The sequence below is a fragment of the Paracoccus rhizosphaerae genome, assembly GCF_026162645.1.
GTDB classification, from domain to species: domain Bacteria; phylum Pseudomonadota; class Alphaproteobacteria; order Rhodobacterales; family Rhodobacteraceae; genus Paracoccus; species Paracoccus rhizosphaerae.
The window spans coordinates 1-17944 of sequence record NZ_JAOTBE010000064.1; the positions used below are offsets into that span (position 1 = coordinate 1).

A 17944-nucleotide genomic window follows, 5' to 3' on the forward strand; every position below is an offset into this window, starting at 1 on the left:
TCCTTGCCCATCTCAGAGCCTTTTTGTGTTTGCTGCTTTACCTGGTGCGCCGTCATCCCGCGAGGAAATCCCCGTCAGCACCTCCCATCCGCCGCCTGATAGAGGTGTTCAGGCGGGACTATGTACATCCTTGCTCTGCAGCGCGTCAGAACAGGAAGTCGTCCCTTGTCAGCGATTTGATGTCGGTGATCAGGATCTCGAAGTCCGCAGTCCGATCACCATCGACGTCCCCTCTCACCAACAGGTTCGAACCGGCGTCCACTGACCAAACGGAGTGTGCCGCGGCAGCCGTTCCGGAGTAGCGGAAATCCTGGCTTCCCGACGCCGACCGGTTCGCATCGAAGCTGGAGAAGTCGAACTTGTCGACACCCGAGACAACGTCGTGAACGACGTCGCGACCGCTTCCAGGACGACTGTCAGAGGCGGCGTTGAAGATGAACGTGTCCCGCGAAAGATCATCGCCACCGAAGATGATATCCCTCCCGGCGTTTCCGCTCAGCTTGTCGCTTCCACTGCCTCCGATCAGCCTGTCATCACCGCCACGGCCCTCCAAGACATCGTCGCCTGCCAGACCCGAGATGACGTTGTTGCCGCTGTTGCCGCTGATGAAGTTCGCGGCGCTGTTGCCGGTGCCGTCGAGGCTGGCCCCCGTGCGCAGAGCCAATGCCTCGACATGATCGGAAAGCGTCCAGTCGACGGAAGCGTGCGTCCAGTCGTAGCCTTCTCCCGCCTTTTCGATCGTGCGGTCGGACAGGTTATCGACCCAGTAGGCATCGTCACCGGTGCCGCCATGCATCTGGTCGGCGCCACCCCTGCCATCAAGCGTATCGTTGCCGCCAAGCCCGAAGATCCTGTCGTTGCCCGAGCCGCCATTCAGCTCGTTCTTCCCCGCGGTCCCGACGATGCTACCTGCAGGGATATCCACCTTTGGTGCCCCTGCGACCGGCGCCGGAGCGGGCGCAGGAACCTGCGCGGCCGGACCATCAAAGCGAAAGTTCTGCGCCGAAAGTGCGTTTGGCGCGACGCCCTCCAGAAAGATGCTGTCGCTGCCTGAAAGCACCACGCGCGTGCCGCCGTTCTCGGCGCGCAAGCCCTGATAGCCGGTATAGCCGTGCACCTCGAGCACCTCTCCGCCGGCAGCGGCGAAGTCGGTGATGGTGTCCTGCCCGTCGCCCGCGGTGAAGCGGAACACGTCCCTGCCCAGGCCGCCGGTCAGCCGGTCGTTTCCTGTTCCGCCAATCAGCACGTCGTTTCCGCCGCGACCTTCAAGAACATCATCCCCCGCCATGCCCGAGATGACATTGTTGCCGCTGTTGCCGTTGATGAAGTTTGCGCTGCCGTTGCCGGTGCCGTTAATGTGGGCAGCCGTGCGCAGGGACAGGGCCTCGACATCGCTGGACAGCGTCCAGTTTACCGACGCATGCGTCCAGTCATAGCCTTCACCGCTGCGCTCGATGGTGCGGTCGGAGGCATTGTCGACCCAATAGGTGTCGTTGCCAGTGCCGCCATGCATCTCGTCGGCGCCGCCCTTCCCGTCAAGCGTGTCATCGCCACCCAGACCGAAGATCTTGTCGGATCCCCAGTCTCCCTCCAGCGTATCGTTCCCGGAGGTGCCGACAATGCTGCCTTGTGGTGCATCAGCCGGTACGGCGCTGGCATCGGGCGCAGGGATAGGCGCCGGAGCAGGCGCCGGAACCGCGGGCGGCGTAGCATCCGCATCTTCATCGGGCGCAGTGTCGGCATCCGGTTGGACCGGAGGAGCGGCTTCCGGCTCGGCGACATAGGTGCTGCCATACTGGCCGGGGCGGATCTCCGCATCGGAAATCCTGGCGATCAGAGGGCGACCGGGATCAGTCCATGGACCCGTCCAGCTTTCCATCGACCTCGGCGCGGCCCAGAGGTCGACATAGCTCAGCATCGGGTTGAGGTTCCAAGTGCCGCCCGGCATGTCGGCCGCGGTGAAATCACCCACCACCTTGCCATCGACATAAAAGGTCGCGCCGGTCTCGGATACCGAGATCTCGTAGGTGTGGATGCCTTCGGCGGCGTCGAAGCCAAGATCGATGACCACCTTGTTGGCCTTGTTGCCTTGAAGCGTCACATGTTTCCCAGACGCATCGATCATGTGGATGTTCAGTTCCACCTTCGTCGTGTCGTCGCCGACGAATTCGAAGTCGAACTCTGTCCAGGGGGCATTCTTCCAGTCGCTCTTGTAGGTGAACATCCCGAAGACGGCGCCGGGTGCCATTTCCGGCGCCTGAGCGGTCCAGCTCCAGGTTCCCGTGGTGGCCGATCGCGAGCCTTGAATCTCGCCGCCCTCCCAAGGCCGCGACGCACCTTGCGGCGCCCTGTCAAGGACAAGCTCGATCCGGCCATCCGCCCCGACGCGGACGTTGTCATCCGACCAGTTCATGATCGATGTCTGGCCCGCGGCCCAGTCCGAGATCAGCCAACTGTCAGCCGTATGGCTCTGACCAAGTTCATAAACGTGCAGTGCAGGCTGCTGAGCAGTCGCTTCGATGGGCATTTAGTATATCTCTTTCAGGGTTTCGTTGATTGACAGGCAGACCTCCTCTGGAAGCGGGCGCCCGGTTGCGACGCCTGCCTTGTTCAGATAGAGGGAATTGGAGATGGACCGGCACCAGATCGGTCTTCAGACCTTGATCAGGCAATCCGGCGCCGAGCGACCCTTGCGAGGTCGCCGGCCATTACCAATGACAAATCTTATTACGATGGCAGAACAACAAGATCACCGCGGTCACGTCCGGTGACCGTGTCTCTCGTCCTGATTTCTACTCGCCTATCGCAGCGACAGCATTTCCATTCCTGTTCCTTTTCCGCGTTCACACGCCGAAGAAATTTGTAGGGGGAACTAGAAAATTGAAGAAACGCTTACGGGCCGGCACGCCGACTATCCGCTGTCTTGAGGCTTACGACTTTCAGACGGTGAAGGCAGCAGGATCTGTCGCAGCTTTTCTCACAAGGTCGTTAAAAAAGTCTTACTCGCGTCACGGAATTTCGACGATCGCTCACCCGGTGCGGATGATTTAGCCACTCAACGCCGTCCACATGCCGGAGTGGGCGCCTCGAACAACTCGCTCGTCGATTGGGCCGCGCTCAAAGGCATTCCCCTGCACCCGAGCCACCCTGGCGATGTTCTGGAATTTCTACTGCAGTGCATGCGACAGCGCGGATTCAAGGACTGAGATGAAGCTTCGCCAGCCGTGGCTCTGAACTCCAGATGCAGGCCCGCGCTGTTGATCGTTGGGATCAGGCAGTCGTTTGAAATACAAGCCAAGCTGCTGAAGGAGGGCTGCGAGGCGGCACCGACAAGGCGACGCCAGCGGTTGGGGCTGAAGTGGATACAAAGGTTGGCCAGAGGGGCCAAAGAAGCGATCTGAAGCAGGCTCAGGTACCGTCCCCCCGACCTGCGGCAGGCTTGCGGGCATGGAAGAACCCCCGCCACCGCCGCCCCAATCGTTGTCGCCGCCTTTCTTGAGCATGTGACACCGCCGGCATGGCCGAGGCCGCCCGAAAGCCGGGGGCGGGTCAACCACCAGTTTGGGCATTTGCCGCCGCCGGCGGATGGCCCAGAACCATATCCCCGATGACCGCGTTGGGGGGCGGTCAACAATCAGCCAGAGCGAGCAGCAGCCATGTCAGCCAAGGACGACGCCACCAGGACCGGAAACGGCGGAGAGACTCATCAGCAGGCGGGCGGCGACGTGCCTGCCATGACCACGCAGGTTGGCACCCCCATCTCGGACGACCAGAACACCCTCAAGATGGGCCAGCGCGGCCCAACGCTGATCGAGGACCAGGCCTTCCGCGAGAAGATCTTTCACTTCGATCACGAACGAATCCCCGAACGCGTCGTCCACGCTCGCGGCTATGGGGCCCACGGGTTCTTCGAAACCTATGAGAGCCTCTCGGACATCACTTCGGCCGACATCTTCCAGCGCGCTGGCGAAAGGACCGAGGTCTTCGTTCGCTTCTCGACCGTGGCGGGCAGCAAAGGTTCGGTGGACCTGGCGCGTGACGTTCGGGGTTTCGCGGTCAAGTTTTATACCAAGCAAGGGAACTGGGACCTCGTCGGCAACAACATCCCGGTGTTCTTCATCCAGGACGCAATCAAGTTCCCCGATCTGGTCCACGCTGCCAAGCCCGAACCGGACAGTGCCTTTCCTCAGGCGCAGACGGCGCATGACAACTTCTGGGATTTCATCTCGCTGATGCCGGAATCGATGCACATGGTCATGTGGATCATGTCCGACCGCGCGATCCCCCGGTCCTTCCGCTTCATGGAGGGGTTCGGCGTTCATTCGTTCCGCTTCGTGAACGAGCAGGGAGAGTCCCGCTTCGTCAAGTTCCACTGGAAGCCCAAGGCGGGGCTGCAGTCGGTCGTCTGGGACGAGGCCCTTCGGATCAACGGCGCCGACCCTGATTTCCACCGCCGCGACCTGTGGGACGCGATCCAGTCCGGCGACTATCCGGAGTGGGAACTGGGCGTGCAGGTCTTCGACGATGCCTTCGCCGAACAGTTCGATTTCGACATCCTGGACGCGACAAAGATCATCCCCGAGGAGATCCTTCCGGTGCGCCCTGTCGGCCGGATGGTCCTGAACCGGATGCCCGAGAACTTCTTTGCCGAAACCGAACAGGTGGCCTTCCAGACCGGCAACATCGTTCCCGGCATCGACTTCTCCGAAGATCCCCTGCTGCAGGGCCGCAACTTCAGCTATCTCGACACGCAGTTGAAGCGTCTGGGAGGCCCGAACTTCAACCACATCCCGATCAACGCCCCACGTTGTCCGTTCCATCACTTCCAGCAGGATGGGCACATGGCCATGCACAACCCGCGCGGGCGTGCGAACTATGAACCGAACAGCTGGGGCGGCGTCGAAGGCGGACCCAGAGAGGTCGCGCAGGGTGGCATCCGGTCGGTGCCGGTCGCCTATCGCGGCGAAAAGGCCCGCATCCGGTCCGAGACATTCGCGGACCACTATTCCCAAGCGCGGCAGTTCTATGTCAGCCAGACCGCGGTTGAACAGCAGCACATGGCCGACGCGCTGATCTTCGAGTTGTCGAAGGTCAAGACCAAAGCCATCCGCCTGCGGATGCTGTCGCACCTTCAGAACATCCATGCCGATCTGGCACAGGCGGTAGCCAATGGTCTGGGCATCACGGACATGCCCGCGCCTGCAGACGCTGCCCGCCCGACGCGCTCGGACCTGCCCGAGAGCCCGGCGCTGTCGATCCTGAAGAACGGCCCCGACAGCTTTGCGGGTCGCAAGGTCGGCATTCTCGTGACTCAAGGGTCGGACGCAGGCGAGGTGTCGGCCATCGTCGATGCCGTGAAGGCCGAAGGGGCCATGGTGCAGTTCATCGCGCCGACCGCTGGCAATGTCACCCTTTCGGACGGCTCGACCCTGCCGATCGACGAGATGGTGGAGGGAGCGCCGTCGGCCATCTTCGACGCGGTCGCCGTCCTGCCGTCCGCGGAGCAGATCGAAATGCTGGCCGCCATGCCCGCCGCCCGCGACTTCGTGGCAAGCGGGTGGGCCCACTACAAATATGTAGCTTTTAACGAGGCGGCACGGACGCTGTTTTCCAAGGCGGGCCTGCCCGAAAATCTCGATGTCGGCTTTCTGCCCGTCGGCGACGCCCCCGCATTCGTCGCCGCCTGCCGCAAGATCCGCTTCTGGGAGCGGCAGATGGCGGCGTGATCGCCTGAATTGACAGGCATGATCCACGAAGTTGATCGGCAGGGGCCCTTGGGACTTTGCCGACCGCCACCCGCCCGACATATCACCATATCGGCTGCAAATGGATGGCGGATTAGATCAGGGCATCTCATTCCGCCCGGTGCGTCAGGCGCTGTTCACGACAAGGTCTGATACCAGCACCATCTACAAGCCCATCTGAATCCGCGCGACCACTCAACCCCTTCATGCAGAGGACGGGCCTGAGATGGTTGCCCTCCGGCCGACTGACTGGAGGCTACCAGCTTCTTCTGGCTTGAACGGCACTGCCATGCCGTACCGCAGACCTCGTCGAGAGGTCATAAGGGAGGCGGGTTGAGTGCGATCGTGGTGGCCGCGGAACGGCTCGACGGATGGAGCATTGGTGAAGGGATCATGATGTAGAAGCTGGACATCTGTCGAACAAACTCGCCCATCCTGTCGTCATCGTCATCGTCATCGTCATCGTCATCGTCATCGGCGCCGATTTGACATGCCCCACTGAAGTAGTTCGGTTTCAGTCTCAATGCATCAGGGGCTCGGGAGCTATGGTCCGGGTTGCGGGCGAAGCGGCTCCGGATGCCGCGCTGGTGCGGTCCGTCCGCAGGGTGAGGAGCCGAGCCCAAGCCGTCGCTCACGCCAATCTTGTAACCAAATATGCCGGGCATCTGTTTGGCTAGGCCGGTCGACAGTGGCTTGGGTCAGCGCTGTTGCCAAAGGCGGAGCGGGACCTTCTGTCTCGTCATCTTGATAAGCTGGATTGGCTGAATGCCAAGCAGGAGAAGCTGGACAGAGCGTTGGCGCGTTTTTCCCTTCAAGATGCCCGTACCCGGAAGCTCATGAGCGTCGCTGGCATCAGGTCGGTGGTCGCCACAGCGGTCATCGCCGCCATCGGAGAATCTCTTGCTTCCCACACCCGACAGGCTCACGAGCTACTTCGGGCTCACGCCCCGTGTCCGCCAGACCGGCAGTCAACTCGCCATCCACGGCCGCATCTCCTATCAGGGGAGTGCATTCGCCAGAACCATATTGATCGAGGCGGGCTGGTCGGTCGCTCATGCGCCCGGACTGCTGCGGGCATTCTTCCTGCGGATCAAGGACAGGAAAGGCGTCAACGTGGCCGCCGTGGCCACCGCGCGCAAGATCGCCGCCCTGATCTGGCAGTTGCTGAGAAAGGATGCACCCTACCGGTGGGTGCGGCCGGCCTTCGCTGCGATGAAGATGCGCAGGCAGGAATTGCGTGCGGGGGCTCCCAAAGCCCATGGACCGGCGGGACGTGGCCGCGATTACTGGATCAAGGAGATCCGGCATCGTGAAGTGAAACTTGTAGCACCGGCGGAGACTGCCTATGGGCGCCTGGAAGGACAAACCGCCGAATCCGCGAACAGCGTAAGAAAGGCGCAGTTCAACAACATCAGTGGTCGATCTGTCCACGAGTACTCGATTGCCATGAAGGGCGGAGTCTCTAGTCGCGCAGGTTATCGATCACCTGTCCGAGCATGTCGATCAGCCGCATCCGATCGGCAGGGGAGATGCCGCGGGTCAGGCCTTCCTCGTGCTCGAGGGCGGCGCGGCTCAGCACCGCCACCACAGATTCGCCGTGTTCGGTAAGCCAGACGCCCTTGGCGCGGCGATCATCTGGAATCGGACGGCGTTCAAGGATGCCCTCTTTCTCCAGCCGGTCAAGAATCGCAACGAGGCTGGATCTCTGCAACCCGACGGCTTCGGCCAAGCGGTTCTGCAATTGGCCAGGGTTCGCTCTGACGATCCCGAGCAGCCCGAGGTACCGCGGAGCAACGCCATGATCTGTGAAGCTCTCTTCGAACTTCCGATAAGAAAGAATTTGGGCCAGACGCAGGCGATACCCCAAAAACCGTTCCAGCTCACCGCCGCGTAGAACGGCGTTTTCAGTTTCCTCCGAAGCCTGGCACGTTTTGTGGGTCGTCATCCGCGTTCCTTCCGTTGACAGGTCGAGATCAACAGATATAGTTCGATGAAGAACTATACGTTGACGATCAATACAAGTTCCAACGTATTGTGCTCCGGAGGAGAAGGCGGGGCAAGAGAGTATGGGAGGAGAGCGCCATGACGACGCGCGGGAAGGCCTACTGGCCAGCCACCGGTGAAGGTGACTTGGTGGCTATGACCTTGGGTGAACTGCTGGCAGAACAGGCTGCACGGCATGGATCACGACCCGCTGCCGTCTTCATCGACACGACGAGCAGGGCCGAAACCCTGTGGACCTATTCCGAGCTTCATGCCTCGACCGGAAGGCTGGCGCGTGGCCTCATCGGCTGGGGGGTGCAGCAGGGGGATCATGTTGCGGTAATGGTCGCAAATCGCGCCGAGTGGATCGAGCTGGAGGTGGCGCTGGCGCGGATCGGGGCGGTGCTCGTGACAGTCAACCCGGCGCTGCAGGCTCGCGAGTTGACTTACCTCTTGACGCAAGGCCGTATCACGCATCTGATCCATGCGGACCGCTTCCGCAAACAAGACATATCCGCGCTGATCGCTGACCTGCTGGCATCGGACAACTTTCCGGATTTGCGCGGAGTCTGCGCCCTGGACGGAACGGCGCAGTTTACTTTTGCTGACTTGCTTGGCCGAGCTGAGCTTGTCGACGAAGCAAGCCTCGAGGCCCGCGAAGCACGTGTGCGGCCGGGCGACACACTGCAGATCCAGTACACCTCAGGCACCACGGGCAAACCGAAGGGAGCCATGCTTTCCCACCATTCGACGGTCAACAATGCCCGCTTGATGGGAAGGCGCGGTGGGTTCGGGTCCGACGACGTGCTGCTAAGTGCCATGCCGCTGTTCCACACCGCAGGCTGTGTCTGCAACGTCATTGGAATGATGGCCTGCGGCGGCTGCGTGGTCGTGCTTGATGCCTTCGACCCGGCTTCGATGCTAGCTGCCTGGGAGGCACATGGCGCGACGATCATCAACGGAGTGCCGACGATGTACAGCCGGATGCTCGACCATCCGGAGTTTGCGACCTATCGCACCGACAGCCTGCGCCTTGCCTTCATGGGCGGCACCTCGATCCCGCCGAGCCTGATGCGACGGGTCTGCGAAACAGTCGGTGCAGAGCCGATGATCATCATGGGCATGACAGAATGCAGCCCGATTATCACGCAAACCGATCCCACCGATCCATTCGAGATGCGTCTTGCCACCGCCGGTGTCCCGCTGCCCCATACCGAGGTGAAGATTACCGATCCCGGCACTGGCGCTCTCCTCGAATGGGGTGAGAAGGGAGAACTCTGCATTCGAGGCTACCTGCTGACCCAAGGCTATTTCAACATGGCCGAGAAGACGGCTGAGGCGATCGACCCTGAGGGTTGGCTGCACAGCGGCGACCTAGCCGTTCTGGAGGAAAACGGACATCTTACCATTGTCGGACGTTTAAAGGACATGATCATCCGCGGCGGCGAAAACGTCTTCCCAGTCGAGATCGAGGATTTCTTGCTGGAACATCCCGCCATCGCGCAGGCCCAGGTCGTAGGTGTGCCGGATGCCGACTTGGGCGAGGAGATCTTTGCCTTCGTCACGCCCGCACGCAATACCACGCTCACGCCTGCTGAGGTACAGGGCTACTGCCGCGCCGGGCTGGCTCGCCACAAGATGCCAAAATACGTCCACACGCTGCCTGTCTTTCCGATGACGCCGAATGGCAAGGTGCAGAAATTCACCCTTCGGGACATGGCGTTGGATCTCTTGAAGAAGGAAGCCTCCACATGACCTCTGAGTTGCCGCTGCTGTTCGAGAAGACCGGTGGGATCGCGGTCCTGACCTTCAACCGTCCGGCGGCTCGCAACGCGATCAGCCCCGAGGTCGCCTGCCGCCTGGCCGATGCCTTCGCCGATGTGGCCGAGGACGCGGAGGTCCGCGCGGTGATCTTGACCGGGGCGGGCGACCGCGCCTTCTGCTCGGGCGGGGACCTTGCGCTGACGTTGCCGCTGATGACCGGGGCGCGGCAGCCCGAAACGGACTGGGACCACCGCCTATTGAATGAACCTGCGGTGATGGAGCGTTCTGCCCTGCGGGGGTTCGAGTTGAACAAGCCGATCATCGCGGCGATCAACGGAGCGTGCATGGCAGGCGGCATGGAAACCGTGCTGGCTACTGACATACGGATCGCCTCCCAGAATGCCACTTTTGCCCTGCCGGAGGTACGGCGAGGACTAATTCCCTTTGCCGGATCTCTGGTGCGTCTGCCGCGCCAGATCTCGCAATGCCTTGCGATGGAGATGTTGCTGACCGGCGATCCTATCGACGCCGAACAGGCGCTGGCGGCCGGGATGATCAATCGGATCGTGCCGCAGGCCGACCTGATGGAGACCGCATGGGCGCTAGCACTGCGCATCGCTGGCAACGGCCCCGTCGCGGTACAGGAGGCCAAGCGCACTGTTCTCGCTGCCAGCGGCGTGACGCTGAAGGAGGGATATGTCATGGAAGACGCGGCCAAGAAACGCGTCATGGCCTCCGAAGATGCTCGTGAGGGGCCGCGCGCCTTCATGGAAAAGCGACCTGCCGTTTTCCGGGGGGTTTGACGATGCTGGACGGACAGGTGCACGTGGTCACCGGCGCTGGCCGTGGCATCGGGCGCGCGATTGCCGAGGCACTGGCTCGGGCAGGGGCCTCGGTCGTCGTGAATGACGTAGACGATGTCGTTGCCGGGGAGGCCGTCGAAGCAATCCGCTATGCCGGTGGTCAAGCCACCGCCGCCGTGGCCGCCATCGGCGATGCCGAGGCCGCCGATCTCTGTGTCTTGACCGCCATAGAAAGCTTTGGGCGCATGGACGGTTTCGTGGCCAACGCGGGCGTGTTGCGCGACGCGATCCTGTGGAAGGCAACCGACGATGACTTTGATCTGGTGGTCCGCACCCACTTGCGCGGCACCTTCACATGCGGTCGCGCCTGTGCCCGGCATTTCCGTGAAACCGGGCAGGGCGGCGTGCTGATGCTGGTCTCTTCCGTCGCGGGGCAGCGCGGAAACGTGGGCCAGACCGCCTATTCAGCGGCCAAGGCAGGCGTTGCGGCGCTGGCGCGGACCTGGTCAATGGAGTTGGCCCGTGCAGGCGTCAGCGTCAACGCAATTGTGCCCACGGCGTTGACCCGCATGGTGGCCACCATCCCCGGCTTGGGCAAGGCGGTGGAGGCGGCAGAACGCGGCGAGGATATCCCGCATGCGCTTCGCGATGATCTCGGCTTGGGAACGCCGCAGGACGTGGCTCCGCTGGCGGTCTTCCTAGCCTCGGAAGAAGGGCGGCAGATCACAGGCCAGTGCATCGGGATCGGAGGTGACCGGCTGTCACTCTGGTCTCACCCGCAAGAGGTGGCGCTGGCCCGGCAGACCGGCGGCTGGCGTGCAGAGGACATTTCCCGAGCGTGGATCAACACTTTGTCGCCGCACCAACAGACGGTCGGCATCGACCAGAAAAACTGAACAACAGCTTCATCGGGAGGAGAAACCAATGAATATCAAGACCGTGGGATTTATTCTGGCCTCATCGTCCGTGCTCGCGCTTGCCGGCGCGGCGCAGGCGGACACTGCCCTGCGGCTGGCGCATTGGCTGCCGCCGGGCCACGCGCTTCAGACTACTGGCTTCGAACCGTGGGCGCAGTCGATCACCCAAGCCTCCGACGGCAAGATCAGCTTCACGCTCTTTCCGGCGCAGCAGCTTGGTTCCGCCACCGATCATTACGACATGGCGCGCGACGGGATCGCCGACATAACCTTTGTGGCGCCCAGCTATCAGCCTGGCCGCTTTCCCATTATCTCGCTCGCCGAGCAGCCGTTCATGGTGACGAACGGCATCGAAGGCTCCGCTGCCTTCAACGACTGGTACCAGCAGTACGCGGCCGAAGAAATGCCGGATGTTCATGTTTGCATGGCTTTCATGCAGGACCCTGGGACGCTGCATACGGTGGAGGAAGTCATCCTGCCGACAGACCTGCAGGGTTCCAGCATCCGACCGGCGAATGCGGTGATGGGCTCGATGATATCGCTTCTTGGCGGGGCCAGCATTCAGGTGCCTGCGCCCGAGGCGCGCGAGGTGATCGCCCGAGGCGCTGCCGAGGGCATCACCTTTCCCTGGGACAGCGTCTATCTTTTCGGGATCGACAAGGAGACGAAGTATCACATCGACTTTCCACTCTACACGACGGTTTTCGTGATGGCGATGAACAAGGCCACTTACGAGGGCATGGCCGAAGATGAGCGGACTGTCATCGACGAACACTGCACCTCCGAATGGGCACAGAAGTTGGCCAAAGGCTGGGCCGAGCAGGAGAGATCCGGTCGTACCCGCGCGCTGGAGGATCCCGCCCATAGCGTTCATCAGCCGACCGCTGACGAACTCGCCGCCTGGCGTGAAGCCACTGCTCCCCTAGGAACATCCTGGGCGGAGGAGGTCTCAGCGAAGGGGCACGATCCGCAGTCGATCGAGGCCAGCTTCGGCGAGATCATGGGCAAGGCGGGTGCGCTTTTCCAGTGATCCAGCTCGCGCTGTACGAGCACGTATGGCGCAGCCACCTTTGGGAGGTTTGTCATGTCTGCAGTCCGTGTCCTGACGCGTCGCATGGCGGAGGCCGTCGAAACCGTGGCGGCCCTCTGCCTTGCCGTGGTGACGGTCATTGTCTTTGCCTCGGCTCTGGGACGATACCTATTTTCCACCCCGATCCCGGATGCCTTCGATATCTCGCGGATTTTGCTCGGCCTTGCGCTTGCCTGGGGCTATGCGGTCTTGGGGTTCCGCGGTGGCCATATCTGCGTCGACCTTCTGGCCGAAACCCTCCCGTCCCGCGGTCGTCAATTGGTCGAAGTGTTCGCGCAGGCGGCGCTCCTGATTTTCACGGCGGCGTTGGCTTGGAAGATGTTCGGCCGCGTGGTGAGCGCCTATGGCTCGCGGGAGGCGACCTTCGACTTGCGCATCCCGACGTGGCCGCTGATCGGCGGCGTCTGGCTCGGTCTTGCGGTTGCGGTCCTTACAACACTTGCGGGTCTTCTGTGGCTGCTTGCGGGCAAACGGATGGACGATCTCGACTCTGGTGAGGTGACCTATGAATGAGGCCGACTTCGTTGCTATCGGCGGTTTCGTCGTGCTTTTCGTGCTGATGGCGCTGCGCGTGCCGGTGGGTATCGCCATGGGCATCGTGGGCGTGGGCGGATTTGCTCAGATCGCGGGCTGGGGGCCGGCGTTGAACCAGCTGGCGATCTCGCCGCTGCGCACGATCACGGACTACAACACGTCCCTCATCCCGATGTTCATCCTGATGGGGGTCTTTGCCACGAGGTCGGGCATCTCCGGTGAGCTTTTCGCCGCGGCGCGGGCCTGGGTTGGGCATATGCGCGGCGGACTAGGGTTGGCGACGATCACTGCCTGCTCGGGCTTTGCCGCGATCTCCGGTTCGTCAGTCGCGACGGCCGCCACCATGTCCAAGGTCGCCTTGCCGGAGATGCGTGGCGCAGGTTACGGCGACGAACTCGCCACAGGCGTCATCGCCGCGGGCGGCACCTTGGGCATCCTGATCCCGCCCTCGGTTGTTCTGGCGATCTATGGCTATATTACTGAACAGGACATCGGCACGCTGTTCATCGCTGGAGTTGTGCCAGGGATCATCGCGGTGTTCATGTATCTGGGCCTCGTTTGGCTGATCGCCGGCAAGCAGGCGCAATCTACACCTCGGGTCGGCATGCGCGACCGTTTTGCCTCGCTCAAGGGGATCTGGGCAGTGCTGCTGCTGTTTGCTGCAGTGGTGGGCGGCATCTATGCCGGTGTCGTCACCCCGACCGAAGCAGCGGCAGCGGGGGCTTTCCTCACCGGGCTGATCGGCGTACTGCGCGGACGACTGGGCCTGCGCGAATTGCGCGTCAGCCTTGTCGAGGCGCTGCACACGGCCGTGGCAATCTATACCATCCTGATCGGCGCGATGCTCTTCAGCTACTTCCTCGCCATTACACAGACGCCGCAGAAAATCACAGCTTGGCTGACCGGACTCGACCTCGGCGCCTATCCGACGCTGGCGCTGATCCTGCTGTTCTTCCTATTCATGGGCTGCATCCTGGATGCAATGGCGATGATCATCCTGCTGGTGCCCATCGTCTTTCCGGTCATAACCGCGCTCGGCTTTGACCCGATCTGGTTCGGGATCATTATCGTGATGACGGTGGAACTGGGCATGATCACCCCGCCGATCGGGATGAATGTCTATGTCATCAATGCTGTGATCCGAGACGCAAGATTAGCGACGATCTTCCGCGGCGTCATGCCCTTTGTGGCCATCGACATCCTGCGGCTCATTTTGCTGGCCGCAGTCCCCGCGATCTCGCTCTGGCTGCCCAACACCATGAGCTAGGCAGCCGGCGGCGGCCCGCCACCATCCACATCCAACGTAATGAGGATATAATGCAACTATTGCACATACAGATCAGGAAAGCGGCTCTCCCGGCTCTTCTGACCACTTTGGCGGCACCTGCGCTGGCGCAGGAGACACCCTGTGCACAACTTGCCGGTGTCGCGGCCTTCGATACGATCGTCAGCAGGGCGGAGGACATGCCCGCTGCCAATGGTCTACCTGCCTATTGCCTCGTGCAGGGCGTCATCGAACCGAGGGTCGGCGCCGAGGGGCGGACCTTCGGGACCGGGTTCGAACTACGACTGCCTGCCACCTGGTCCGGGAGGTTCCTGTTCCAGGGCGGTGGGGGCTGGGATGGCAGCGTCGACCCCGCCATTGGCGTGATCGATCGGTCCAACCCTGAAGACACGGCACTGGGGCGGGGTTTTGCCGTGGTCAGCACTGACGCAGGGCACACCGGCAACAGCTCCACTGACGGCTGGTTCGGGATCGACATGAAAGCGCGCGAGGACAATGGCTACAATTCGGTCCGTCTGGTTACCGAACGGGCCAAATCGCTGCTTCAACGTCACTATGGAAAGGAAGCGGAGCATTCCTATTTCTACGGCTGCTCGAACGGAGGCCGACAGGGCATGGTCGCCGCTGTGCGCCAGCCCGAGGCATTCGACGGCATCGTCTCCGGCGCGCCGGCATTTGACCTGACGCCTTCAATCATCGCCTGGAACTGGAACACCCGGGCCCTCATGCAGGCGGCGCCCAAGGGGGCCGACGGCCAGCCGATTGTAGCCAAGGCATTCTCCGACGCCGATCTGGAACTGGTCTCCGATGCCGCCGTTGCGGCCTGCGATGTGGATGACGGAGCCGAGGACGGCAATGTCTTCCGCCCCGCACAATGCAACTTTGATCCGGCTGTTCTGCAATGCGAGGCCGGCAAGATCGACCAGTGCCTGAGCTCTGAGCAGGTCACGGCCCTGCAGCAGATCCAGCAGGGACCGAAAGACGGCAGCGGAGAGGTCATCTACACCGGGTGGCCGCTGGCCGACATGGCGGGCGAGTCCGGGATGCGGGCTTGGATGCTGGGTTCATCTCAAACGGGCGAGCCGAACGCTCGCGGCTTCAGCTTCTCGCAAGGCTGGATGCGCACCGTTGGTTCGACCCCGCCGCGGCCCGACTTCGACGCGATGGAGTTCGACATCGACAACCGCGAATTCCTGATGGAGAACGCGCCCGTCTTTGCGGCGACATCCACCGACTATCAGGCCTTCCGGGACAATGGCGGCAAGATCATCTGGTGGCACGGCAATGCCGATCCGGCATTCTCGGTCAGGCACTTTCTGAAGTGGTACGATGAATTCAAGCAAGCCAATGGCAAGGCCGAGGACTTCTCGCGCCTGTTCCTGGTGCCGGGCATGCATCACTGTGGCGGCGGTACGGGGCTCATCAGTTTCGATGCCCTGTCGCCCATCGTGGATTGGGTTGAAGAAGGGGAGGCGCCCGAGGAAATCATGGCCAGCGTACCCGGACAAGGCGCTTCTGCTGACCGACCTCTGTGCAACTTCCCGGAATACGCCCAACCCGACGGCAGCGGAGATGGCTTCACCTGCCGTCCATGACCCTGACACGGCTTGTGCGGGTGGCCGGGCCCGCGCAAGCCGTGCGACGGAAGACACAGCATGATTGCTCTTAAAGTGCTGCCTGAAGCGGTAGGCTGCTGCGCCCGATGGTCGATACACGCAATGTCGTAAGCCCATACCCGCATGACGCGATTATCTCAGGCAGAGCTATCTGCAAAACAGTTTACGAAGAACTTCTCGGAAGGAGGATCATGAGTATCAAGAGCCAGGCATTCGTCGTGGGCGCATACGAGCATCCGACCCGCAACGCGGCGGACATTCCGCTGCCGCAGTTGCATGCCGAAGTCGCGGCTGGCGCGTTGGCGGACGCCGGATTGACCCTCAATGATGTCGATGGCTATTTCTGTGCCGGTGATGTGCCCGGATGGGAGTCGCCGGGTTGTGGACCCTTTTCCATCGTCGAGTATCTCGGGTTGAACTTGAGACATCTCGACACCACTGAAAGCTGGGGCTCGGCCTACATCAACCATGTGGCCCACGCCGTTCAGGCAATCGCGGCTGGGAAATGCCGCGTTGCCCTGATCACTCAAGCTGGTCGTCCGCGCGCCGAGGGAAAATCTCCCGAACGGATGCACAGGGAGCAGAGCCAAGGTGCGCATGAGGCACAGTTCGAGCTGCCTTACGGCCCTGTTGTCACTAACATGTACGGTATGGTTGCCGCGCGGCACATGTATGAGCACGGAACCACATCGGAGCAGTTGGCCTGGATCAAAGTCGCGGCGTCGCACCACGCACAACACAACCCGAATGCCATGCTACGCAAGGTCGTGACGATCGAGGACGTGATCGAATCGCCAATCGTTTCAACACCTCTGCACCGTCTCGATTGTTGCATCATTAGCGATGGTGGCGGCGCGCTTGTCGTTGTTCACCCCGATGTGGCGCGTTCTCTCGATCGGCCGATGATCACCCCCACAGGGTCGGGCTACAATGTCAAACATCTGAACGGGGGTTATTTCGATATCCTGGCTTCGGGCGGCGTACGGTCCGGTGCCGAGGCCTTCGCGCAGGCCGGGGTGACGCCGCGTGACATTCAGTATGCATCCATCTACGACAGCTTTACCATCACGGTTCTCGTACAGCTCGAAAACCTCGGGTTTTGCGAGGTAGGTCAGGGCGGTCGTTTCGTGTCTGACGGTAACCTGATTTCCGGTGTTGGTCGGCTTCCGTTGAACACCGACGGGGGCGGCTTATGCAATAACCATCCTGGCAATCGCGGCGGCATGACGAAGCTCATAGAGGCGGTGCGCCAACTGCGGGGCGAGGCGCAGCAGGCGGTGCAGGTGCCGGGCTGTAGTCTGGCTCTTGTACATGGCACAGGGGGGCAACTCGGCTCTCGCCACGGAAGTGCTACCCTCATTCTGGAAAGAGTCTGACATGACAACCGACACGCCTCCGACCGCTCCCGAGCCGACGGCGGAAACAGACGAATTTTGGGCCGCTGCTAATCAGGGCCGCCTGCTGCTGAAGCGTTGTTTGGGCACAGGCAAGATGTTTCATCCACCCCGGACGTACAGCCCCTTCACGGGGCGATCCGAAACAGAATGGAGCGAGGCCAGCGGCGTCGGTAAGCTTTATTCTTTCAGCGTCACAAACCGCCGCGGAACGCCGCACTGCATCGCCTATGTTGGCCTTGCGGAGGGACCGATCATCTTGAGTGCGTTGGTGGACTGTGACTTTGATACGATCAAGATCGGACAGAACGTGCGCGTCGTCTATGTTCCCAGTGCCACCGGACAGCTGGTCCCAATGTTCAAACCCGATACGAGCGACAGTACTGGCCCGACCTGATCAAGCTCCGGGGCGTTTATCTGCCTGTCGCAGCAAGAGGTCTGCTTCCTTTGCATCTCCGCATCGACGTGTATTAGCGCGGTGACCACCTTACGGCGGCCGGGAAGACTTCATCCCGACGCCCTCAGCTCAGCATTCGTACAAGTCCCAAACTGATGATGGGAACACGATCAACGTCGCAATGCGGATAAGGTCACTGATCAGGAAGGGTAGCACTCCGCGGAAGCTTTCAATCATCGGCACGTCACGCGCCATACCTCAATGATGAAAACGTTCATGCCAACCAGGGGGGGTGATGGCCTGCCCCCTGAAAAGTGGTCCTCCCTGAAGTAGGCTTTCGGGCCAGATGGAGGATAAAGGAATGCCCCAAAAAAAGCACAAGCCGGAAGAGATCGTCGCGAAACTCCGCCAGGTCGA

The 17944-nt window shown here is 61.8% G+C and carries 12 protein-coding genes and 1 pseudogene; 11 read left to right on the forward strand and 2 right to left on the reverse strand.

Annotation, left to right across the window (positions count from 1 at the left end):
• Nucleotides 1-145 precede the first annotated feature (145 nt).
• Nucleotides 146-2527, reverse strand: coding sequence for a family 16 glycosylhydrolase (locus OC184_RS16355; RefSeq protein ID WP_265508237.1), 2382 nt, complete (start codon nt 2525-2527; stop codon nt 146-148).
• Between the two features lie 1129 nt (nt 2528-3656).
• On the opposite strand from OC184_RS16355, the gene OC184_RS16360 reads away from it, so the two are divergent.
• Nucleotides 3657-5726 carry a catalase gene (locus OC184_RS16360; RefSeq protein WP_265508238.1) on the forward strand — a complete coding sequence of 690 codons (2070 nt, stop codon included), beginning with the start codon at nt 3657-3659 and terminating at the stop codon, nt 5724-5726.
• 596 nt (nt 5727-6322) lie between these two features.
• Nucleotides 6323-7134: pseudogene (locus OC184_RS16365) on the forward strand (transposase); the annotation flags it as partial.
• A 72-nt stretch (nt 7135-7206) separates the two neighbouring features.
• Here the strand turns inward: OC184_RS16365 and OC184_RS16370 are convergent.
• A complete protein-coding gene (locus OC184_RS16370; protein ID WP_265508239.1) occupies nt 7207-7689 on the reverse strand; it encodes a MarR family winged helix-turn-helix transcriptional regulator in 483 nt (160 codons plus the stop codon).
• Nucleotides 7690-7826: 137 nt separating this feature from the next.
• Between OC184_RS16370 and OC184_RS16375 the strand changes: the two genes are divergently transcribed.
• The 9 genes from OC184_RS16375 to OC184_RS16415 all read left to right on the forward strand — a co-directional run bounded on the left by OC184_RS16375 (nt 7827) and on the right by OC184_RS16415 (nt 17527).
• The gene (locus OC184_RS16375) at nt 7827-9482 is read left to right on the forward strand and encodes an AMP-binding protein (RefSeq protein WP_265508240.1); all 1656 of its coding nucleotides are present in this window, start codon (nt 7827-7829) and stop codon (nt 9480-9482) included.
• Complete coding sequence (locus OC184_RS16380) at nt 9479-10294, forward strand: enoyl-CoA hydratase/isomerase family protein (protein WP_265508241.1); 816 nt, start codon at nt 9479-9481, stop codon at nt 10292-10294. The genes OC184_RS16375 and OC184_RS16380 overlap by 4 nt, the downstream gene beginning before the upstream one ends.
• Before the next feature lie 2 nt (nt 10295-10296).
• The gene (locus OC184_RS16385; RefSeq protein ID WP_265508242.1) at nt 10297-11190 is read left to right on the forward strand and encodes an SDR family NAD(P)-dependent oxidoreductase; all 894 of its coding nucleotides are present in this window, start codon (nt 10297-10299) and stop codon (nt 11188-11190) included.
• 28 nt (nt 11191-11218) lie between these two features.
• Nucleotides 11219-12241 carry a TRAP transporter substrate-binding protein gene (locus OC184_RS16390; protein WP_265508243.1) on the forward strand — a complete coding sequence of 341 codons (1023 nt, stop codon included), beginning with the start codon at nt 11219-11221 and terminating at the stop codon, nt 12239-12241.
• A gap of 84 nt (nt 12242-12325) precedes the next feature.
• On the forward strand, nt 12326-12814 hold the full coding sequence (locus OC184_RS16395; protein WP_265508244.1) for a TRAP transporter small permease: 489 nt from the start codon (nt 12326-12328) through the stop codon (nt 12812-12814).
• Complete coding sequence (locus OC184_RS16400) at nt 12807-14102, forward strand: TRAP transporter large permease (RefSeq protein WP_265508245.1); 1296 nt, start codon at nt 12807-12809, stop codon at nt 14100-14102. The genes OC184_RS16395 and OC184_RS16400 overlap by 8 nt, the downstream gene beginning before the upstream one ends.
• 107 nt (nt 14103-14209) lie before the next feature.
• Nucleotides 14210-15715: a tannase/feruloyl esterase family alpha/beta hydrolase gene (locus tag OC184_RS16405; protein ID WP_265508246.1), complete on the forward strand. Its 1506-nt coding sequence runs from the start codon at nt 14210-14212 to the stop codon at nt 15713-15715.
• A gap of 212 nt (nt 15716-15927) precedes the next feature.
• Nucleotides 15928-17112 carry a thiolase domain-containing protein gene (locus OC184_RS16410; RefSeq protein ID WP_265508247.1) on the forward strand — a complete coding sequence of 395 codons (1185 nt, stop codon included), beginning with the start codon at nt 15928-15930 and terminating at the stop codon, nt 17110-17112.
• Nucleotide 17113: 1 nt separating this feature from the next.
• Nucleotides 17114-17527 carry a Zn-ribbon domain-containing OB-fold protein gene (locus OC184_RS16415; RefSeq protein ID WP_265508248.1) on the forward strand — a complete coding sequence of 138 codons (414 nt, stop codon included), beginning with the start codon at nt 17114-17116 and terminating at the stop codon, nt 17525-17527.
• The last annotated feature ends 417 nt before the right edge of the window (nt 17528-17944 follow it).